At 33.4% G+C, this 19596-nt stretch carries 21 protein-coding genes, 2 pseudogenes and 1 riboswitch; of the genes and pseudogenes, 10 read left to right on the forward strand and 13 right to left on the reverse strand.

All coding sequences use genetic code 11. From position 1 onward, the window contains the following. Positions 1-31 precede the first annotated feature (31 nt). The 5 genes from FP435_RS07410 to FP435_RS07430 form a co-directional block, all read right to left on the reverse strand. Complete coding sequence (locus tag FP435_RS07410) at positions 32-865, reverse strand: hypothetical protein (RefSeq protein WP_265483649.1); 834 nt, start codon at positions 863-865, stop codon at positions 32-34. 19 nt (positions 866-884) lie between these two features. Next, positions 885-1547 (reverse strand): TetR/AcrR family transcriptional regulator, encoded by a 663-nt coding sequence (locus tag FP435_RS07415; RefSeq protein WP_265483650.1) that lies wholly within the window; start codon positions 1545-1547, stop codon positions 885-887. Positions 1548-1627: 80 nt separating this feature from the next. Then, positions 1628-2989, reverse strand: a complete 1362-nt coding sequence (locus tag FP435_RS07420) for an amino acid permease (RefSeq protein ID WP_265483651.1) — start codon at positions 2987-2989, stop codon at positions 1628-1630. Between the two features lie 123 nt (positions 2990-3112). Further along, positions 3113-4102: a ribose-phosphate diphosphokinase gene (locus FP435_RS07425; protein ID WP_265483652.1), complete on the reverse strand. Its 990-nt coding sequence runs from the start codon at positions 4100-4102 to the stop codon at positions 3113-3115. A gap of 82 nt (positions 4103-4184) precedes the next feature. After that, positions 4185-4841 carry an alpha/beta fold hydrolase gene (locus FP435_RS07430; RefSeq protein ID WP_265483653.1) on the reverse strand — a complete coding sequence of 219 codons (657 nt, stop codon included), beginning with the start codon at positions 4839-4841 and terminating at the stop codon, positions 4185-4187. 97 nt (positions 4842-4938) lie between these two features. Between FP435_RS07430 and FP435_RS07435 the strand changes: the two genes are divergently transcribed. Then, the gene (locus FP435_RS07435; protein WP_265483654.1) at positions 4939-5157 is read left to right on the forward strand and encodes a hypothetical protein; all 219 of its coding nucleotides are present in this window, start codon (positions 4939-4941) and stop codon (positions 5155-5157) included. On the opposite strand, the gene FP435_RS07440 is transcribed toward FP435_RS07435, so the two are convergent. Beyond that, on the reverse strand, positions 5154-5990 hold the full coding sequence (locus tag FP435_RS07440; protein WP_265483655.1) for a glycosyltransferase family 2 protein: 837 nt from the start codon (positions 5988-5990) through the stop codon (positions 5154-5156). The two genes, FP435_RS07435 and FP435_RS07440, sit on opposite strands and share 4 nt — an antisense overlap. Positions 5991-6113: 123 nt before the next feature. Here FP435_RS07440 and FP435_RS07445 point away from each other — a divergent pair, with 123 nt between their 5' ends. Next, positions 6114-7085 (forward strand): DUF1002 domain-containing protein, encoded by a 972-nt coding sequence (locus FP435_RS07445; RefSeq protein WP_265483656.1) that lies wholly within the window; start codon positions 6114-6116, stop codon positions 7083-7085. Positions 7086-7103: 18 nt separating this feature from the next. On the opposite strand, the pseudogene FP435_RS07450 reads toward FP435_RS07445, so the two are convergent. Beyond that, a pseudogene (locus tag FP435_RS07450) lies at positions 7104-7762 on the reverse strand (ribonuclease H family protein). A 101-nt stretch (positions 7763-7863) separates the two neighbouring features. Between FP435_RS07450 and FP435_RS07455 the strand changes: the two are divergent. After that, a complete protein-coding gene (locus FP435_RS07455; protein ID WP_265483657.1) occupies positions 7864-8817 on the forward strand; it encodes an alpha/beta hydrolase in 954 nt (317 codons plus the stop codon). Positions 8818-8820: 3 nt separating this feature from the next. Further along, positions 8821-10279: pseudogene (gene cls / locus FP435_RS07460) on the forward strand (cardiolipin synthase). A gap of 30 nt (positions 10280-10309) precedes the next feature. Here cls and FP435_RS07465 read toward each other — a convergent pair. Further along, positions 10310-10786, reverse strand: a complete 477-nt coding sequence (locus FP435_RS07465; protein WP_265483658.1) for a hypothetical protein — start codon at positions 10784-10786, stop codon at positions 10310-10312. A 164-nt stretch (positions 10787-10950) separates the two neighbouring features. Here FP435_RS07465 and FP435_RS07470 point away from each other — a divergent pair, with 164 nt between their 5' ends. Continuing rightward, complete coding sequence (locus FP435_RS07470) at positions 10951-11730, forward strand: TerC family protein (protein WP_265483659.1); 780 nt, start codon at positions 10951-10953, stop codon at positions 11728-11730. On the opposite strand, the gene FP435_RS07475 is transcribed toward FP435_RS07470, so the two are convergent. Then, on the reverse strand, positions 11714-12088 hold the full coding sequence (locus FP435_RS07475; protein WP_265483660.1) for a DUF488 domain-containing protein: 375 nt from the start codon (positions 12086-12088) through the stop codon (positions 11714-11716). The genes FP435_RS07470 and FP435_RS07475 overlap by 17 nt on opposite strands. Before the next feature lie 53 nt (positions 12089-12141). Between FP435_RS07475 and FP435_RS07480 the strand changes: the two genes are divergently transcribed. The 4 genes from FP435_RS07480 (at position 12142) to FP435_RS07495 (ending at position 15827) form a co-directional block, all read left to right on the forward strand. Continuing rightward, positions 12142-12774: a DNA-3-methyladenine glycosylase gene (locus FP435_RS07480; protein ID WP_265483661.1), complete on the forward strand. Its 633-nt coding sequence runs from the start codon at positions 12142-12144 to the stop codon at positions 12772-12774. Positions 12775-12810: 36 nt separating this feature from the next. Next, a riboswitch (Lysine riboswitch) is annotated at positions 12811-12987 on the forward strand. 97 nt (positions 12988-13084) lie between these two features. After that, positions 13085-14689: an ABC transporter permease subunit gene (locus FP435_RS07485; protein ID WP_265483662.1), complete on the forward strand. Its 1605-nt coding sequence runs from the start codon at positions 13085-13087 to the stop codon at positions 14687-14689. Next, entirely contained in the window at positions 14679-15434 is a 756-nt protein-coding gene (locus FP435_RS07490; protein ID WP_265483663.1) for an amino acid ABC transporter ATP-binding protein, read from the forward strand. The genes FP435_RS07485 and FP435_RS07490 overlap by 11 nt, the downstream gene beginning before the upstream one ends. Positions 15435-15569: 135 nt before the next feature. Further along, positions 15570-15827, forward strand: coding sequence for a hypothetical protein (locus FP435_RS07495; protein ID WP_265483664.1), 258 nt, complete (start codon positions 15570-15572; stop codon positions 15825-15827). Between the two features lie 76 nt (positions 15828-15903). Here the strand turns inward: FP435_RS07495 and FP435_RS07500 are convergent, their stop codons facing one another. The 4 genes from FP435_RS07500 to FP435_RS07515 form a co-directional block, all read right to left on the reverse strand. Further along, positions 15904-16824 carry an HNH endonuclease gene (locus FP435_RS07500; RefSeq protein ID WP_265483665.1) on the reverse strand — a complete coding sequence of 307 codons (921 nt, stop codon included), beginning with the start codon at positions 16822-16824 and terminating at the stop codon, positions 15904-15906. Continuing rightward, positions 16821-17471: a YfbR-like 5'-deoxynucleotidase gene (locus tag FP435_RS07505; protein ID WP_265483666.1), complete on the reverse strand. Its 651-nt coding sequence runs from the start codon at positions 17469-17471 to the stop codon at positions 16821-16823. The genes FP435_RS07500 and FP435_RS07505 overlap by 4 nt, the downstream gene beginning before the upstream one ends. A gap of 116 nt (positions 17472-17587) precedes the next feature. Then, positions 17588-17722: a hypothetical protein gene (locus tag FP435_RS07510; protein WP_265483667.1), complete on the reverse strand. Its 135-nt coding sequence runs from the start codon at positions 17720-17722 to the stop codon at positions 17588-17590. A gap of 86 nt (positions 17723-17808) precedes the next feature. Further along, on the reverse strand, positions 17809-18219 hold the full coding sequence (locus FP435_RS07515; protein WP_265483668.1) for an iron-sulfur cluster biosynthesis family protein: 411 nt from the start codon (positions 18217-18219) through the stop codon (positions 17809-17811). Between the two features lie 185 nt (positions 18220-18404). On the opposite strand from FP435_RS07515, the gene FP435_RS07520 reads away from it, so the two are divergent. Beyond that, positions 18405-19511, forward strand: a complete 1107-nt coding sequence (locus tag FP435_RS07520) for an SLC13 family permease (protein WP_265483669.1) — start codon at positions 18405-18407, stop codon at positions 19509-19511. Positions 19512-19596: the final 85 nt, after the last annotated feature.

Here is a 19596-nt window from a genome sequence, read left to right on the forward strand (position 1 = left end):
CATAGCTTCAGTTTTAACTGAATCTATGCTTTTAATTTGAGCTTGTTAGTTGCCAGCAAATTGTACTAATAATAAATAATCCCACACCTATAATTACCAATTCTAAGAAAATACCACTAGCAATCTCTAACCAATATCCAATTGCTAAAGGTAAACTTTCCACACTAAACAGCATTGGAGTTAAAGCCAAAATACCGTAAATAATAATGCTCAGTGCTCCTGTCCACATTCCTGCACTACTTAAAGTATGGAAAAATCCTTTGCCTGAAAGGTGAAGCATCATATCTTTTAGAATAGCAATTAAAGAAATAATACATAATACACTTATTAAAACATTTACTAAAACAAATAAAGTTTCAATATTTGCAGCTAAAGTAAGGTTGGATAGATTAAATCCTGTAATAATTGCATATATCCCCTGCGTATTATTCTTCTTTAAAATCTTTTTAACGGATTGCGCTTCTGTTGAAGAATTATCATTAATTTTAGTAAAAATTACTGTCTTAATTTCTTCTGCAACACTTGCCGTTTCTGTCCTAAACAAATGAAAGCCCAAGGTATAATCGATCATTGCATCTGCAATTGGCTTGGTTTGTTTAGTAGTTAGAATGTTGCTTGTATCTCCATTACGATTGGCATTAATTGAATTGGCAAAATTATCAAACTTATCATTGATATAACGTTCAACCACTACACTATTATTTTCTTTAGCGAGTTGTTTTTTCATAAAGCTTGGATTCATAAAAGTTACCAAGCTAAAAATTAATGTCAATAAAATAAAAAATGATAAAATAAGCGATTTTTTATTATGAAGATTTTGAGCGTGATTGATCCGTCGTAATTCACTACGCGAACCTACTTGCATCTGCTGACCCCTTTATTAATTACTTTTCGGTAAACATTGTATTGATAGCTTCAAAAACTTTATCCATATCAAAGTTTTCAATAATTTTATTACCTTGTTCCAAAGCTTCTTTTGTCTTAACATCTGGGTAATCCAAGAAAGTTGACATGAAAGTTTTTACCATGATGTCTGAAATTTCTTCTGGAGTTACCTGTAATTCCTTTTGCTTGAGAAAAATACTTCCACCACCACTAACAATAAAATTGAGTCCAATTTTAATTTGGTGATCAGTACCTAACTCGTCTTTCACACCTTCTTCAATTAGCCAGCTATCAAGTAGTTGACCCCATTTTTCAAGGGAATCATCACTTTTAAGGACATTATTTAGTAGGCGTGAAATTCCTTCATCTCGTTCACCTAATTCAAGCAAAATATAGATAAACAATTTCATTTTTGCATAAACACTTACATTTGCAAATTTTTCACTATTAACCACTTTTAAAATTGTTGACATAAAACTAGTCACAATTTCATTCATTAATTTACTTTTATGTGGATAGTAAGATTGAAGTAATGATTTAGAAATCTCAGATTCATCTGCGATCATTTGCAAAGAAACATTTTTTAAACCATCTTGACGTAAAAGTGAGAAGGTATTTCTTAGAATAGTTCTCCGTCTTTGCATATTTTTTTGTCTAGCCATACTTTATCCCCTTCATTTCTCTTAATTTCTAATCAGTAACATTATATCAGCAATGTTTTTTTAATAGCTATATATACGCCTTATTTTTTTACATTTCCTGATTTTTTAACAAAATTGAAAATTATTGCTAAACAGATAATGAAAGCTAAAGATAAGATTAAAGGAATTCTTGTAGTTGGAATCACAAATAAAATCACTAAAATTGCCACATAAAAAATAATTGTTAGCCAATCAGTAAACGGTGCTCCTGGCATCTGAAATTGGCCTAATTCATTTCTTTTTGCTTTTCGATACTTTAAGTGACACCACATTATAATTAACCAGACCATGATGAAATTAATTGTTGACACTGTAGAAACAACATCAAATATTTTTCCTGGCATAACGTAGTTCAAAATGACAATTACAAATAAAATTAATGAAGAAAAAGTAAGCGCACGGTCAGGAACGCCATGACGACTTATTTTTCCTAATCTTTTAGGTGCATGACCGCTATAAGCAAGTGCATACAGAGAACGACTTGTACTAAAAATAGCACTGTTAGTAGCACTCATAGCTGCAGTTAAAACCACAAAGTTTAAAATTCCTGCAGCAGCTGGGATTCCAATCGCACTAAATACTTGAACAAACGGACTTGAAGTTGTCTTAATTGTATTCCAAGGTTGCACAGCCATAATTGCAATCATTGAACCAATATAAAAGAGCCCAATTCTAAGTGGCAAACTGTTAATAGCCTTAGGAATATCCTTTTCCGGCTCAGCAGTTTCACCTGCTGTTAAACCTACAATTTCAATTCCTACAAAGGCAAAAATCACCATTTGAAATGAAGTTAAAAAGCCACTGAACCCCTTGGGGAAAAATCCCCCATGAGAAACAATATTAGTTAAAGATACTGTATTTCCACCAACATGCATATGAAGAAAAATCATAATTAGTCCGGCACCAATTAAGGCTACAATTGCTAATACCTTAATCATGGAGAACCAGCTTTCTAGCTCACCAAAGAGTCCAACATTTAGACGATTTATTAATAATAAAATTAAAATAATTACTAACGGTCCCACCCATTGAGGTAAATCAGGAAACCAATATTTTAAATATATTCCTGTTGCTGTTAAATCTGCCATCGCTAAACTGAGCCAACATGCCCAGTAGGTCCAACCAGCTACAAATTCTACTCTGTCCCCCAAATAGGTCTTAATTGAACTAATAAATGACGATTGATTAGGAGAAGAAAGAATTAATTCTCCCAAGGCACGCATCATAAAGAAAGTTATAATTCCTACTACCAAATAAGATAAAATAATTGAAGGTCCACTACTTTTAATGGCTGAACCCGAGCCTAAAAACAGCCCAGTTCCAATAGCCCCTCCAATTGCAATCATCATTACATGACGGCTTTTCAGGGAACGATTTAATTTTTGAGTTTCCTTTTTAGCCATATGTATTTCTCACCTTCCTACTATATTTTTGTTAGTGTAATAGTTTAATTATAGAGATTAATAAGGCAAGAAACAAATTTTTCTAAAAGAAAAAGCTTGAGATTTTCATCCCAAGCTTTTTGCTTAATCATTAATTCTATTTTGTTCATCAAAAATTTGGTGAATTGATTTATCGTTATAAATATAATCAATTCCCTTTGCAAGTAAACGATCAACAGATAATCGTACCATTCGATCTGGATATTTACTATGCTTAATAGTATCAGTTACCACGATTTGCTCAATTGGTAATTTATTTAATCGCTCAATAGCATCCTTAGACAATAAAGCATGAGTTGCAGCTACATAAACTTTCTTTGCACCTGCAGCTAAAACTGACTTAGTTGATGAAGATACTCTCGCACCTGTATCAATTAAATCATCAACGATAATTACCGTTTTATCCTTAACATCACCAATCATATCATGAACTTCAGTATCATAACGTGCACCACGTTGATCTACAATAGCAATTGGTGCATTAAAGTATGATCCGAAAGTTCTTGCTAGTTTTGCGCCTGAGTGATCAGGTGAGACAACTACAACATCTTCTTCATCTTTACTTGCAATTCCATTATCTAAAAAGTATTGTGCTAAAATTGGCATTGCGTGTAAATGGTCAACCGGAATATTGTAGAATCCTTGAATTTGTGAAGCATGTAAATCTACTACAATTAAATCATCAATCTTATGTAATTGTAATAAGTTAGCAAGTAACTTTGCAGTAATTGGCTCACGTGAACGATTCTTAGTATCAGAACGTGAATAAGCCATATAAGGAATAACTACATTGATTGAGTGTGCTGAAGCGCGTTGCAAAGCATCTAAGACGATCATTAATTCCATAAAGTTTTCGTTTACAGGATCTTGAATTGATTGAATGACGTAAACATCACAACCACGGACACTTTCTGTAATATTTACTTGAATTTCACCATCACTAAAGTGATGCACAGCGGTTTCAAGTAAAGGAGTATCCAAAGCCCCAGCAATTCTTTCAGCTAAAACTTGATTTCCACCAAGTCCAATTAATTTCATTGGGTGTAACATTTGATGCAGTTCTTCTTTATTCATTTTTTAAGCCCTTCTTTAAGAAAATACCTATTCTCTAATAATTATAACCAAAATGTTCCCTAAAAAGGTAACTTTAATTAATTTAGCTAAAAAAGTCTTTGATTACATCTAATAATTTTAAACTATGGACCACGTAACTTTCATGAGTTTGTCTTGGCATAACAATCAAGCGACAATTTGGAATAAGGCCACTATACCAACGAACGTGCTCAACTTTTACCCAATCTTTTTCTCCTACAATACTTAACACAGGAGTATTTATTTTTTTCAACTGGTCTACTGGAATTTTTGTTTCTTTCAAAGCTACTTTACTATCCTGATCACCTTGAAAGAAGCGTTTAAACCCATTAGATAAAATATGTCCTGCACTTACCCCATTACCATTAACGTAACTGCCGACAACAATTACCTTTTCAACCAGATCAGGATATTTTCTGGCAATCCAAAGGGCATCAACTCCACCTGCCCCATATCCCAAAATGTAAGGCTTGCTAAGATTTAATTTTTTAATGAAGGCAACGATATCCTTTACCTCGTTTTGATAATGTTCACTAGGCTTACCAGTGGATAAACCATGGCCTCTCATATCCGGCACATAAAGTGTGTAATAAAGTGATAATGGCGAAAGCAACTTATCAAATACACTTCCATCTTGATGATGCCCATGAAGTAAAATTAAAGGATGACCATCACCTAAAGTTTGATAATATAATTCAACATTATTGATGCTGACTCTCATTACTATAAATTTCTCCCCTATAAGTGCAAATTACTAGCCTTTAACTAACTATTTTTGGTAAAATATAGTTATCAAAATAACAAAGGAGATGTGAATAATGACAAACGAATCCGTATTTTTTAACCCTGGAGATGCAATTTCTGCTTCTCATGACTTTACTCAATTAAGACGTAGTGCACAAATCTTTAAAGCAGAAAAACCAACTAGTCGACAACTTGTAATTGCTCAAAATGACCAAAGTGGATCTTACGCTGTTTATTACGCAGATGCAGCTAAATCAACTGGCACTGCTTATCACATCAAAGAAAAAATCTAATCCTTAATATTTACTTTTTGAAAGGAAGAAGCTTTTTTAGCTTCTTTTTTCTTTAATTCTTGTGCTTGAACCTTCTTTTCATGCATTAAACTCTTAATTATTACGTGCCAGACACGATAGTTTGCTCTAAAATTATCAGGAATTTTTTTAGGATTTAAGTCGTGAACCATGCTATCAGATCTTTGCCAATAATGATAATAAGGATGTGAACTAAAATAAAATCCATTTGTAAGAGAAACATATTTCACATTAAAAATTTGGTCCTCCATAAAAGCTAGATCTTCTACAAAACGCATCTTGTACTTTCGTACAATATCTGTACGATAGCCCTTATTCCAAGTGTAACCTTTGACTGGAGAGTTAAAAACATTTGTAATTAACATATAGGCTTGTTTTTTGGTTAATAATCCTGCACCTTTTTTGATTCCGATTGCCTTGCTAATAGTTTTTCGCGGTGAATCGATCCAAAAACCACAAGACACCATCCCTACTTGGGGATTTTTTTGAAAAGCATCTATAAAAAAGCTTGTATAACCTGAATCAACCCAATCATCCCCATCATGGAAGGTAAAATAAGGAGTATCAACATGATCCATCCCTACATTTCTTGCATCAGATAGTCCACCATTTTTTTTATTAATAATTTCAAAAAATGGAAATTTGTCTCGATAAGATTCTGCTACTGCAGCAGTGTTATCTTTTGAACCATCATTAACAATTAATAATTTAAAATTTAAATCGTCTTGATTTGCCAATGCATCTAAAGCTCGGCCAAGATATTTTTCCATATTATAAACCGGCATAATTACGGTTAAAAGCGGCTGTCGCAACAAAATATCCTCTCCTTTTCGACATAATTATATCATCTTCACAAATATTTAACTAATTTCCTTATCTTTTTGCGCTATAATATAGTCTAATAATATTTTTAAAGTAATAAAAGGAACTTATAAACTATGAAAAAATTATTAAGCATTTTTCCAATCATCTTCTTTGTTACCTTACTTGGTTTAACTTTTACGCTTAAGCCCCATTTAGTTAAAGCCGACGACAGTGACACTCCTGTAGTTACTTTAGGAGGTTCTTTAACATCTTCCCAGCGTCAGAGTACTCTTGATACTTTGATTGCACCATTAAATGGCGCATCTTATAAAACAATCACAGTCACTGGAAATGATTTAGTCAAATATCTCAATCCTTCTGGCGCTAGTTTTACTTCCCACTCCGGCGTTTGGTCTAGTGCTCTAATTCAAAAAACTGCTAGTGGAAGTGGAATTAACGTCCACATTCTTTCTTATAATGGGCACAATAATATCACAACTATCACTGCTAACCAATACAAAAATGCAGCTTTAACAGCTGGAATTACCGATGCTGATATTTATGTTACTTCACCAGTTCCAATTGACGGCTCAGGTGCATTAGCAGGAGTTTATGCTGCCTATGCTAAAAATGGCGATAAACTTGATCAAGACCAAATCAATGCTGCTCAAAATGAAATGGAAACTTTAAGTAAAATTACTCAAGCCAATGATGAAAAATCTGGTTACAGTGATGCTCAATTAAATAATGCAGTTGCTGGTGCAAAATCTGAAATGGCTAAACAAGGTCAAAATATTTCTAACAGTCAAATTCGAGATATTGTAAATAATCAAATAAAAATTAATCATCTTGGCGACACAATTACTAACAACCAAAAACAACAGATTATTAATATTTTAATTCAAATTAAAGACAGTGGCGCTTTAAAAGATAAAAGTTTTGGCCAACAGGCCAATAAAGTTAGCAACCAAATTCAAGCAGGAGCTAAAAATATTTTTTCTAAATTAAACACTCCTGATACTCGCAACTGGTTCCAACAATTGATTGATTCAATTACTTCTTGGTTCAAAGGTGTATTTGGTAGTACAGCAATTTTTAAACTCTAAAAGAGTGAGGAATATTCCTCACTCTTTTTTAGGCATTTCATCCATTACCTTATTTAACTTATGATCTACATAAATATTACCTGCTGACTTGTCGTGACCCTTTACCCACTTATAGTGAGGCTTGGGAAATAGAGTCAGTAAATTTTCTACTCGCTGCCAATATTCTTGGTTCTTTACTGGACCAGTTGTTGTTCTCCAGCCTCTTTTTTCCAGCCAGGAATTCGACTAATATTATCCAAAACATACTTTGAATCAAGACAAAATAATAAATTTTCTTTATTAAATCCAAGTTCAACTAGAGCAGCTAAGGAATTTATAAAGGCGGTTAGCTCCATTTGATTGTTTGTGGCCCCATAAACTCCACCTGCACCATCATATCTATTGCCACCTTTTTCTTCAATTAAATAGGCCCAAGCCGCTTTATCTGTCTTTTTAACATGTCCTCCGCGAACATTACCTGTATTACGTGTGCCACCATCAGTAAAAATCGTAGCAAAATACTCACCAGGATTAGTTTCTTTTTGATTTTCTTTCTTATCTATAAACTCCTCTGCTTCATTCAAAGTCGTAAATGATTTATAAACTGCTCCTGAAAATCCGGAAACTTGCTCCTTTGCTTCATTCCAACTTGTATAAATTCCTGGTCTTTTTCCTTTTCTTACTGCATAAAATTTCATTTTTCACACTTTTTCTTTCTTAGTTTCATCATGTTAACATATTAATTGTGTATCATTAATTATAGCGGTTCCTTATCCTTAAGTGTAGAAAGGAGGTTATTTTGTTTTTTAATCATAGAAAATATACTCAAACGGCTGAACGTGGTCGTAAAAAATCCGAAAAGCAAAAAGATCCAAGTTTTGCTACTTTAGTATCGTTAGGACTTTTGGCCACTTTTACTCCAACTCGTTGGTTAATGCGCCTGCATAAGCGGAAAATTATTCGTAACTTCAACTATGAAAAGCCTAAATCTCCTAAAAAACAAATTCCAATTATTTATATTCATGGCTTTCGTGGTGGAGAGTATACGACCCAAAAATTAGTTGATGATATGACTGAACGTAAAAATAATCCTGGCTATCTTAAAGTTACAGCTGATTTATTTGGTAACCTTACTTTAGAAGGAACGTGGACAAATGATGAACACCCAATTATTCAACTCGTATTTAAACAAAAAGTAGTTGGGCTATATGCTATTTGCTACTACTTACGCTTTAGCTTGGCTTTTTTAGCAAAAGAATTTAATTTTGATAAATACGATACCGTTGCCCATTCTTTAGGAGCACCTTCCATCATTAAAGTTGAAATGCAAACTGCACACCGTAAACATTTTCCACGCTTAGACAAGGCTGCTTTAATAGCAGGTCCCTTTGATGGTGTAATGTATCTTGGAGATATCCCCAACGTTAATCAACTAACGGAAAAAAGTAGCCCTACTTTCAAAACTTCTGCTTACTTTGCTTTATTGCGTCAAAAAAAGCAATTTAATCCTCACGCTTCTATTTTAAATATTTACGGTAATGTGTTAGACAAAACTAACACCGATCGCTTCATTTCCGTAACCTCAGCCAAGTCTATTCGCTATATTCTTGCTCCACGTGTTAAAAGTTATCAAGAATTAGAAATTCGTGGTCCAATGGGAGAACATAGCATGATGCATGATGATCCTTTAGTGATGGAAACAATTGCTCATTTTTTTAAAATCAAAGATAAATCTCACATTAGGAAGGAATAAGCTATGCTTTCACCCCATGACCTAATTCGCCTAATTTGGGCTGTTAACACTGTATTAGCTTTTTATGTTGTTTTTCACCGCAAGCGTTCTGTAGCCACCTCTTGGGCTTGGCTAATCGTCTTGTTAAGTATGCCAATCATTGGGTTTATTTTATATGGCTTTATGGGACGAGAACTATCCGATGAAAATCTTTTTGCCATTAATAAACAAAACCATATTGGACTTAAAAAGCTCAATCGTTTACTTCCACAAAATCCTCCTCAAGCAGGTAAAAGTGATACTTCTAACGAAGCAAAAAATTTAATTCAATATTTCAATTTTCAAAAAGAAGCTCCTCTTTCAAAAAATAATCGTGTTAAATTTTATACAGAAGGACATGAAAAATTTGAAAATCTTTTTAAAGACATAGAAAATGCTCAAGAAACTATTAATGTAGAATACTACTCATTTATGAATGATGACATTGGAAACGAATTTTTAGATCATTTAATCAACAAAGCTCGGCAAGGAATTAAAGTCCGGGTAATTTATGATCCTTGGGGGTCACCAGGCGCTAGTAAAACTTGGTTTAAGCCGTTAACTGATTTAGGTGGTGAAGTAGTTGCTTTTATTACTGCTCAAAATATGGTTACCAAATATCGTATGAACTACCACCTCCACCGCAAAATAGTAGTTATCGACGGTAAAATTTCCTGGACAGGTGGATTTAACGTAGGAGATCAGTATCTTAATCGTTCAAAAAAATTTGGCTTTTGGCGTGATACTCACGTGCGTTTAGTTGGTTCTGCTGCTTGGATGCTTCAAGAACGTTTTGTAATGGATTGGAATGCATCAGTCAAAGATGATAAAAATCTTATCAAATTTTCTCCTAAGCTTTTTCCTCCAATTAAAGAGAATAAATTTTCTGAAAAAGATGTAGCTACTCAAATCATTAGCGATGGGCCCGATCGCTCGCTTCCTTACTTGCGTAACGGCATGATGAAAATGATGTTAATGGCTAAAAAAAACACTTTGGATTCAGACACCTTACCTAATTCCAGACGATCCCATGATTGCGACCTGGGTTACTGCCGCTCACTCTGGAGTAGACGTTCGGATTATGATTCCCAGCATGCCAGACCATCCCTTTATTTACCGCGCTACTCAGTGGTATGCAAGATTTTTAATGAATGAGGGAGTTAAAATTTACATTTACAATAATGGTTTTATCCATGCTAAGACCGTTATGGTTGATAATAAATTTTGTGCAGTCGGTTCAATGAACCAAGATTTTCGTTCATACACTCTCAACTTTGAATGTGATGCATTTTTTTACAATCGCAGCGTTACTCGTAAATTAAAAGAAATCTTTATTAAAGACAGTCAAATTTGCACTCAGCTTACTCCTGCCATTACTGCAAGCTGGTCTCGTTGGTTACGCTTTAAACAAGCATTTTCTCGTTTATTAAGTCCAATCCTATGAAAAAACATCCCTTTTTCAAGAGGGATGTTTTTACATTATTTGCCTTACTTCAATTCTAGTTCCTGGTTCTACATAATGACGCAAAATACCAATAATTTCTTCAACTCCCTTATTAAAGCGAAGGGAATATGCTTGGCGCGTTTTAGTTTGAAAAATTGCCATTACACTTGGTTTCCCAATTGTTGGTACACTAATTAAAGTAATTTGAGCAATCTCACTATACTTTAAAGTACGTTTAAAATAGCCAGCTGTTACTAATCTTTTTTTGGCAAAACCCGAAAAGCCATCAATTACACTCATTGTAATAATCGCTGCTATAAATACATTAGTAATCAAAGTTGGTTGAGCAAAATAATTAAAGCTATAACCAATAATTAAAATAATTATTACCCAGACAATACCTGAATAACGATATTTTGCCCTGGTTTCAATCATCGCTTGCCAGTACCAGCTATAGATCGTATAAACAATTACAGCAAGATCACAAAGTATATAAAATTCGTTCATAGAAACTCCTTAGACATTTTCTTTATCAATAATCTTACAACAATTTACAGCTTTTTTCTTTAGAAAGATCTTCTACTTTTAAGAAAATTCTTTAATTTCAGATTGAGTCAAGGGACAACTTGCTCTAAAATTATTTCTGTACTAATTAAAGAAAGGACACCAAAATGCAAATTTTACATCTCTATCAGCCTTTTTTTGATGGAAATAACTGGGCTCATGTCCTAACCAGTGGACGCGACTGGCTAATGATTTTAACTTTAATTTTAATGGAATGTCTTCTTTCAGTAGATAATGCGGTTGTCCTTGCTGCTCAAACTCAAGCACTTCCTAATGAAGAGCAGCAAAGAAAGTCCCTTATTTATGGCCTTTGGGGTGCTTATCTTTTCCGCTTTATCGTTATTGGTGTGGGAACATATTTAATCCACTTTTGGGAAATTAAATTACTTGGAGGCCTTTACCTTCTATATTTAGTTTATAAATATTTTTATGAACTTAAACATCCTAAAGAAACCGCCCAAAAAGAAGCAGCTCTTGAAAAAAAGGAAAAAGAGAAATTACTTGCAAGTGGCAAACATAAACATCACTTATCACTTTTCTGGCGAACTGTGATTTCAATTGAATCAATGGATATTGTTTTTTCAATTGATTCTGTTTTAGCGGCTTTAGCAATGTCTAATAATCCTGTGGTTGTTTTAATTGGAGGAATGATTGGAATCTTATGCATGCGTGGTGTCGCAGAAATCATTATTAAATTAATGAAAATTATTCCTGAACTCCAAACCATGGCCTATCTTTTAATTACAATTATTGCCCTTAAGCTTTTGGTTTCCCTTCCCCCACTTAATTTTAAAGTCCCAGATAGCATCTTTGCGCTAATCGTTTTTTCAACAGTGGGTGGAACAATTATTTTTCACTACTTGCGTCCAGCTAATCGTCATCATTAACCTTATTTTCTAGTATTATTTTTTTCAAAGCAATTGCTTGATTATGCTTAAGATTTTTTGCACCATATAAGAAAAGAACATCCCCAGCTGCTAATTTTTCAGTTACAAGTTCAGTAAATTCCTGAAAGTGGGGATTTTTCTTTAACTCTAATTTATACTTTTTATAAAACTCTTCCCAACGTTCATCTTGATGATTGAACCACTTACGCAATTCACTGCTAGGGGCAATTTCCTTATCCCATAAATCTAATTTTGCCCGCACTTTGCTCATTCCTCGAGGCCAAAGTCGATCTACCAAAATTCGATAACCGCTTGGCTGATTTTTATCATAAATTCTAACTACTTTAATTTCACTCATTTTTCTTTCCATTAATTAATCTAATCATCTCAGTATTGAAAGGACTGTTTACTTTGAATTATAGTGAGTTTTTTACCAATCGTCCAACCGAAGAAATTGCTCAAGACCTACTAGGTCGTACTCTTTCTTTTGATAATGGCCAAGAAACTTTAGCTGGCACAATAGTTGAAACTGAAGCCTACCTAGGGCCCAAAGATCGCGCTGCCCATTCATATAATGGCAGACGCAGTCAAGCAAATGAAGGCTTATATTGTCCAGGAGGACATCTATATATTTATTCCCAACGCCAATATTTTTTCTTTGATGTAGCTACCCAAGAAAAGGATAATCCCCAAGGAGTTTTAGTACGAGCAATTGAACCAACTGCTGGACTTACAACAATGATTAAAAATCGTAATGGCAAAAATGGTGCCTTAGTCACTAATGGCCCAGGAAAATTAATGCAGGCTTTTGGCATCCATAGCCGTAAGTGGGATCTTGCTTCCTTAGAAGAATCTCCTTTTACTATTGATCTAACCTCTAAGAGTCCCATTGAAAAAATCCTCGCTTTACCCCGAGTTGGTATTAATCAATCTGATCCTGAATGGGCTAATAAAAAGTTACGTTATATCGTTGCAGGTAATCCTTTTATCTCAGATATTAAGAAAAAAGAAATCAAAACTTCCCATGGATTTGACAAAAGTTAAAAAATCCGTTATTATTTGGCACAGTTAAATAATCTCCAATACAATAGAGGTTGCAAATATCACGAAAGATTTAAGAGCTCACGACTAGCAAAGAAGATTTCTTTTAGGATATTTGCCGAAATTAGTTATTGAGTCGTGTTAATAATTAGTTGGGCTACAAGAGAATATCTTGTAGACTGTCCTGGCTTAGCTTCAGGGAGCGCTATCTGATTTGGTTTAAATACTGATGATTTTTCACCTCGTTGTTTTGTAACAGCGAGGTTTTATTATGCTTTTATTGTGTTGGCTTAATTTTTGGAGGATTTTCAAAGTGAAGTCAAAATTAAAATGGCTATCAGCCTTTCTAGCTTTAGTTTTAACTTTGGTGATTGGTTTAAATACTAGTCATCAAAAAGTACAAGCTGCTAATCCGGTTCTAAAAATCGGAATGGAAGCAAATTACCCACCATACAACTGGACACAAACTACCGATGAAAATGGAGCTGTTCCAATTGACGGCTCTAAGCAATACGCTAATGGTTACGATGTTCAAATTGCTAAAATTATTGGTAAAAAACTCCATCGTAAAGTAGTTGTTGAAAAAACTGAATGGGATGGATTGTTACCTGCTTTAACATCTGGCAAGATTGACTTAATTATTGCTGGAATGACCCCTACAGCTGCTAGAAGAAAAGCGATTAACTTCTCTGAGCCTTACCGTAAAAGTACTTTTGTGGTTATTACTAACAAAGACAGTAAATATGCCAAAGCCACTAGTTTAAAAGATTTTAAAAATGCAAAGATTACTGCCCAACAGGGTACCTTGCACTATGACTTAATTAAGCAATTAAAAGGTGCAAAACGTGAACCTGCTATGCGTAGTTTCTCTGCTATGCGTCAAAGTCTCCAATCTGGTACTATTGATGGATATGTAGCTGAAGATATTGAATATCAATCTTACAAAACAGTTAATCCAAATATTGTTGCGGTTAATTTAAATAAAATGTCTGGCTTTAACATTGATAAGAATGACTCAATTACAAGTATTGGTGTTAAAAAAGGTAACACCAAGCTTTTAAATGAAGTAAATCAAGTATTAGCAGGCATTTCTCAAAAAAAGCGTGACCAATTAATGGCTACTGCTGTCAAAGAACAACCTCAAGCAAACTCCAAGAAGGAAAACTGGTTTGTTTCAATTATGCGTCGCTATGGTTCCATGATTTTGAGTGGGGTTGGTATGACCTTACTTTTAGCCTTAGTTGGTACCATTGTCGGTTTCTTCATTGGTTTATTAGTTGGTGTTGTTCGTACTATTCCTACTCCTCGTTCAAAAGGCAAGAAGTTTGGTTTACAGATTATCGATTGGATTTTAGCTGCTTATATTGAAATCTTCAGAGGAACTCCAATGATGGTTCAAGCAGCTGTAATTTACTATGGAATTGCCCAACTCTGGCATTTAAATATTAACCGTACCTTAGCTGCCTTAATTATTGTTTCTATTAATACCGGAGCTTACTTAGCTGAAGTTATCCGTGGTGGGATTAATGCTACTCCTAAAGGTCAATTTGAAGCAGCTAGTGCTTTGGGAATGAGCCATAATCAACAAATGTGGCATATTATTTTACCTCAAGCTATTAAAAATTGTTTACCATCAATTACTAACGAATTTATTGTAAATATTAAAGATACTTCTGTTTTAAGTATTATTTCTGTTTCTGAATTATTCTTTGTCGGAACTACAGTCGCAAGTCAAACCTTCGAGTTCTTCCAAACTTACTTCATTATTTCAGTAATTTACTTAATCTTAACTTTCTCAATTACTCGTATCTTTAACTTTATTGAAAGAAAATTAGAAGGTCCAAAGAATTACAATTTGATGGCTAACCAATTACAACTTAAAGATCCAAAGGAGGCTGGTTTAGAACATGAGCAATAAAGAAGAACATATTTTACGTGTAAAAAATTTACAAAAAAGCTACGGTGATCACACAGTTTTACGTGATATTTCTTTTGATATCAATCAAGGAGAAGCAATTACAATCATTGGTCCATCTGGTGGTGGTAAATCAACTTTACTTAGATGTATCAATTTGCTTGAAGAACCAACTGGTGGAGAAATCCTTTTCCATGGTGATAACATTTTAGAACACTCTTATGACCGTAATAAATACCGCTCTAAAGTGGGGATGGTTTTTCAACAGTTTAATCTCTTCAATAATAAAAATGTCTTACAAAACTGCATGATTGGTCAACAATTAATTTTAGGTCGTTCAAAAGAAGAAGCTAAAGAAGTTGCCATCAAAAATTTGAAAAAAGTTGGAATGGATCCTTTCTTAACTGCCAAACCGCAACAATTATCAGGTGGTCAACAACAACGTGTAGCTATTGCTAGAGCAATTTCTATGGATCCAGAAGTGTTACTATTTGATGAACCTACCAGTGCCCTTGATCCTGAAATGGTAGGAGAGGTTTTAAATACGATGACTAAGTTGGCTGAATCTGGGTTAACAATGGTTATCGTTACTCATGAAATGGGATTTGCAAGAGATGTTTCTGACCACGTAATTTTTATGAGCGATGGTTATATCACTGAACAAGGAACTCCAGAAGAAATCTTTCAAAATCCTCAAGAAGAAAAAACACAAAAATTCTTACGTAACTTTAGAAAAAATGAATTTTAAAATGATGCTTCGGCATCATTTTTTATTTTTCTTAAGTTCAAATAATTGCATTTTTTATGCCAAAGTTTCACAATAAGAGTGTGTAGAAGATTTAAGTTTTTTTAAAGATTTTAAATTTGGAAAGAATGTGTTATTATGTTTTCATTCGTATTTTGGATTTTAGCAATTTGGTTTGTTGTTAATGTAATTTGGATGTGGTTTGTACTTAATAACCAAACCATTCAAAAGACTTTTGCATGGATCAACGTCGCTGCCATCATTATTGGATTTTGGGTATTCTATGGTGTAAGTCACCAACCAGGCGCACTTGCTACAGTATTCATTTGGATGAACTGGATTAACATTGTAGTTGCAATTATTCAATTTTACTTTGGATACCGCAAGAACGACTAATTCATATTTATTATTGAGTTAATTAACTCTTCTACTAAAAAAGAGGACCGAGTTGGTCCTCTTTTTTTCATTATCATTAGATAATTTCTTGCTCTTCTTGTAATTGTTGCAACTTCCAGCCATTTTCAAAGTGTAATTTGCGTACTTTTCGCAAGCTAGCATAATCACTACTTAGCCCATCAATTGCATCCTGGAGCTTTTTATTTTGTTTACGTAAGGCATTTAATTCTGGATCGTTAATGATACCTTTTAGATGGACTTGCCCAGCAATATAGCGCTTATTGCTTTCAAACTTTTCTTTTAGATTTGCTAAAAGATTTTCATAAGCAACTAATTTTTTATTTAAGACAGTTACTTCCTGGTTTAATTCTTCGAATAGTTTATAAGACATATTAGATTTAATTTTATTACATTCTTCACATGCCAAAATTAAGTTATCTAAATTATTATTCCCTGAGAGTGAAACTGGATCTTTATGATCTACACTTGTACCACGACGTCCACAATATTGACAGCGATACTTATACTTATGACGAATTCGTTCGCGATCTATATAATCTATTTCATTTAGAGAAAAATCTGCTTCTAGACCAATCTTTTGTAAATTTGCCCCCAAATCTCCATTTAAAATTGGTCTCTCAACTTCTCCATCTTCGCTAGCAATTATTTTTAAATTGAAATCTTGGCGACTAATCTGCTTTTGAGCAACTTCATTAGCATCAAAATCTTGAATTAAACTTTCAAAGTTTTTTCGTAATTTACTTTTTACCAAATAGTGCATTTTTTCTAAATTAACTTTTTCGCTCTTTTTTCCTAAAAAACCATAGAGCATATTTTGGGCAATTTCTTGTATCACAGGATTTTCATAATCTTCTGGGTCTAAATTGCGCATTAGACAAATATCACAAATACTTGTTAATTGTGGATTAAGTAGTCTCTCTTTTTTGAAGTGAAAACTATTGAGGCGCAAGCCGCAAGCACTACATTCGAATTTCAATTTGATCCTTCTTCCGTCAGCAAAATATCAAAGGCAATTCTTTGCATCTTGTCTTTACCAGCAAAGTCCCCCTTAAATAAATCTGGCAAGATCTTTTTAATAAAGTATTGTACACAAGCTAAATCATCAAATTTCTTAATTGTTTCCAAGCTTTCTTTGAACATCTGCATATAAACTGGGTTAGGATTCCCCAATTCAATCTCACCGTAAGCTTCATAAAGTAGGTCTAATTTATCACAAATTGATAAAATTTTACCTTCTAAAGTATCATCTTTTGCTTCACTAAGACGTTTTTTGTAAATTTCCTGAAATTCTACGGGAATTTCATCTTTGATAAACTCAGCCGTCATTTTTTCTTCAACATCCCCAATCATTTTACGTAATTGAGGGGTTGCATATTTAACTGGTGTTTTAATATCACCAATGAAGCGTTCAGTATAGTCGTGATTTAAACTCTTTTCATAAAGAGCCTTCCAGTTAACTTTCTTTTTCCCAACGACTTCTTCAATATCACCCATCATCTGAGCAAGTTGGGCTGTCCTAAAGCTGTGATCAGCCACTGAATGATGTTGGTACTTAAAGTATCCTGGCGCACGATCAATTGATTCTAAACTATCAAAACCTTGAATATAAGCATGTAATCCCATAATATATCTCCTCTCAAAATCTAAATTTTTATTAGATTAGCAAATCTTCAAAGTTTTCGCAAGCCTTTTGAAAAAAAGAAGAAATGCAAATGCATTTCTTCCAGTGTAATATTTAATTACTTGTTTTTGTCTTCTTTAGCTTTGTTTAAGAAAGCTACAACTTCTGCAGCGTGATCAACACGAGCCTTTGAATTAGACTTGTTCTTTGGTCTACGGTGTGGATTAATACCAGTATGAATGTTGTGTGACATGTCTTTATCTTCCTCTCAAATTAATTTTCGAAAATCTTTTATTATCATATCACGAAAAAGCAAGTAATTTCAAGGCTAATCGTAAATTAGCAAATTTTGCCACCTAATTTTTCCATTTCTTCTTTAGATAGCTTTTTCCCAGTAAATTCTTCAATCGTTACAGCACCATCTACAATTCCCTCATTATCAGATAAGGCTAATACACTATTGCGTGCATTTAAAATCAAACCAGCATCTAAAAAGCTAAGTTCTGCAGGAGAAGTATACATCTCTAAATCAAGATTATTCTTTACTGGAATTGAAAATTCTGGATCTTTTTTATCTAAGATAACCAATTGGAAGTTTGCTCCAATTGTACAAGTTCCACCTAATTTTGAATAACCATTTGAACCATCATTTAACGCTAAAATCACAACTTGTCCAGGTTTAACTTTGTTAGCGATAATTTTTTCAGCTTCTGGTTTAATTTTTAAAGTTACATTTTTTGGATCTAACATTGGAATAACCTCCTAACAAAAAATAAGTGCCCTTTACTATTTTTAGTATATCCTATTGCACAGTTTAAAGCTATTTTATTGCCCAAAATTATTTCAATTTGTCCTAATCTTAAAAAAAGCGTTGCCAATTGCTCAAAAACAGTTCAAAATAGTAATTGTTGATTAAATTTAAGAGGGGACTTTCAATGACCGTCTTCAAAAATATCGCTAAAGACCGGATTTTACAAATTACAGTCGTCATAACGATCATCAGTCTCTTTTTTGGGAGACCTCGCGTGGAAGATATTAATTTCCACACACTTTTTTCCATCCTAGCAATGCTAACTATCATTCAAATTTTTGCTTATTTGCATGTGTTAGATGTTTTGGCATACAAACTTACTAGTTACGCTAAAAATACCCGTTGGCTTGCTTCGATTTTTACGTTTTTATCTGTTGTTTCAGGGATGTTTTTAACAAATGATATTACTGTTTTGACATTAATTCCTTTATACTTAACAATTGCTAAAAAATATCACCTCGCTGAAATATTACCAGTCACCTTGATTGGAATGGGAGCTAATATTGGAGCAGCATTTACTCCCTGGGGAAATCCTCATAATATTTTTGTGGTCAGCCGTTATAACGTTTCACCAGTTAAGTTTTTCTCTTGGTCGATTCCTTTATTAATTGCTAGCTTGTTATTATTAGTGGTTTTTTTGTTTTTTATTAAACCTGATCCTATTCCTGAAGTTGAATTAAAAGATATTAAAATTAGTATTCGACCAACAGTTTTAACAATTGTAGTTACATTCTTCTTTTTCTTTGGGGTCTTTAATTTAGTGCCACCATACGCACCTGCCTTAGTCGCAATCATGCTGGCCTTGATTATTAATCCTAAAATTATGCTCCATATTGACTACGCTTTGCTTTTAACATTCACATGTTTCTTTCTTTTTATTAGTGATATCCAACAAATTCCATTAGTTGTAGCTTTAATTTCTAAAACCATGTTCTCAGAACATTCAGTATTTTTGACTTCAATAATTTCAAGTCAATTTATCTCAAATGTTCCATCAACTATCTTAGTTGGTAAATTTACCAATTATGCCGAAGCCCTATTTTTAGGTTCAAATATTGGTGGTTTTGGGTCTATTGTTGGATCAATGGCAAATATGTTAGTTTTCAAAACATTTATTGAAAATGCATCTGTCTCCAAACGTAAATTCTTTTGGGTATTTACCTTTTTAGAATTTATTGGGTTAATAATTTTAACAATTTTGGGATGGTTGATTTTAGACTATGTCCTATAAGAATTAGCTTAACAAGCTAATTCTTTTTCTTTATCAAGAATGTATTAAAAGTTAGCTTTTTTCTATACGAAAACAAAAAAATCTG

It is taken from the genome of Lactobacillus sp. PV037 (assembly GCF_014522345.1).
In the GTDB taxonomy this organism is placed as follows: Bacteria; Bacillota; Bacilli; order Lactobacillales; family Lactobacillaceae; genus Lactobacillus.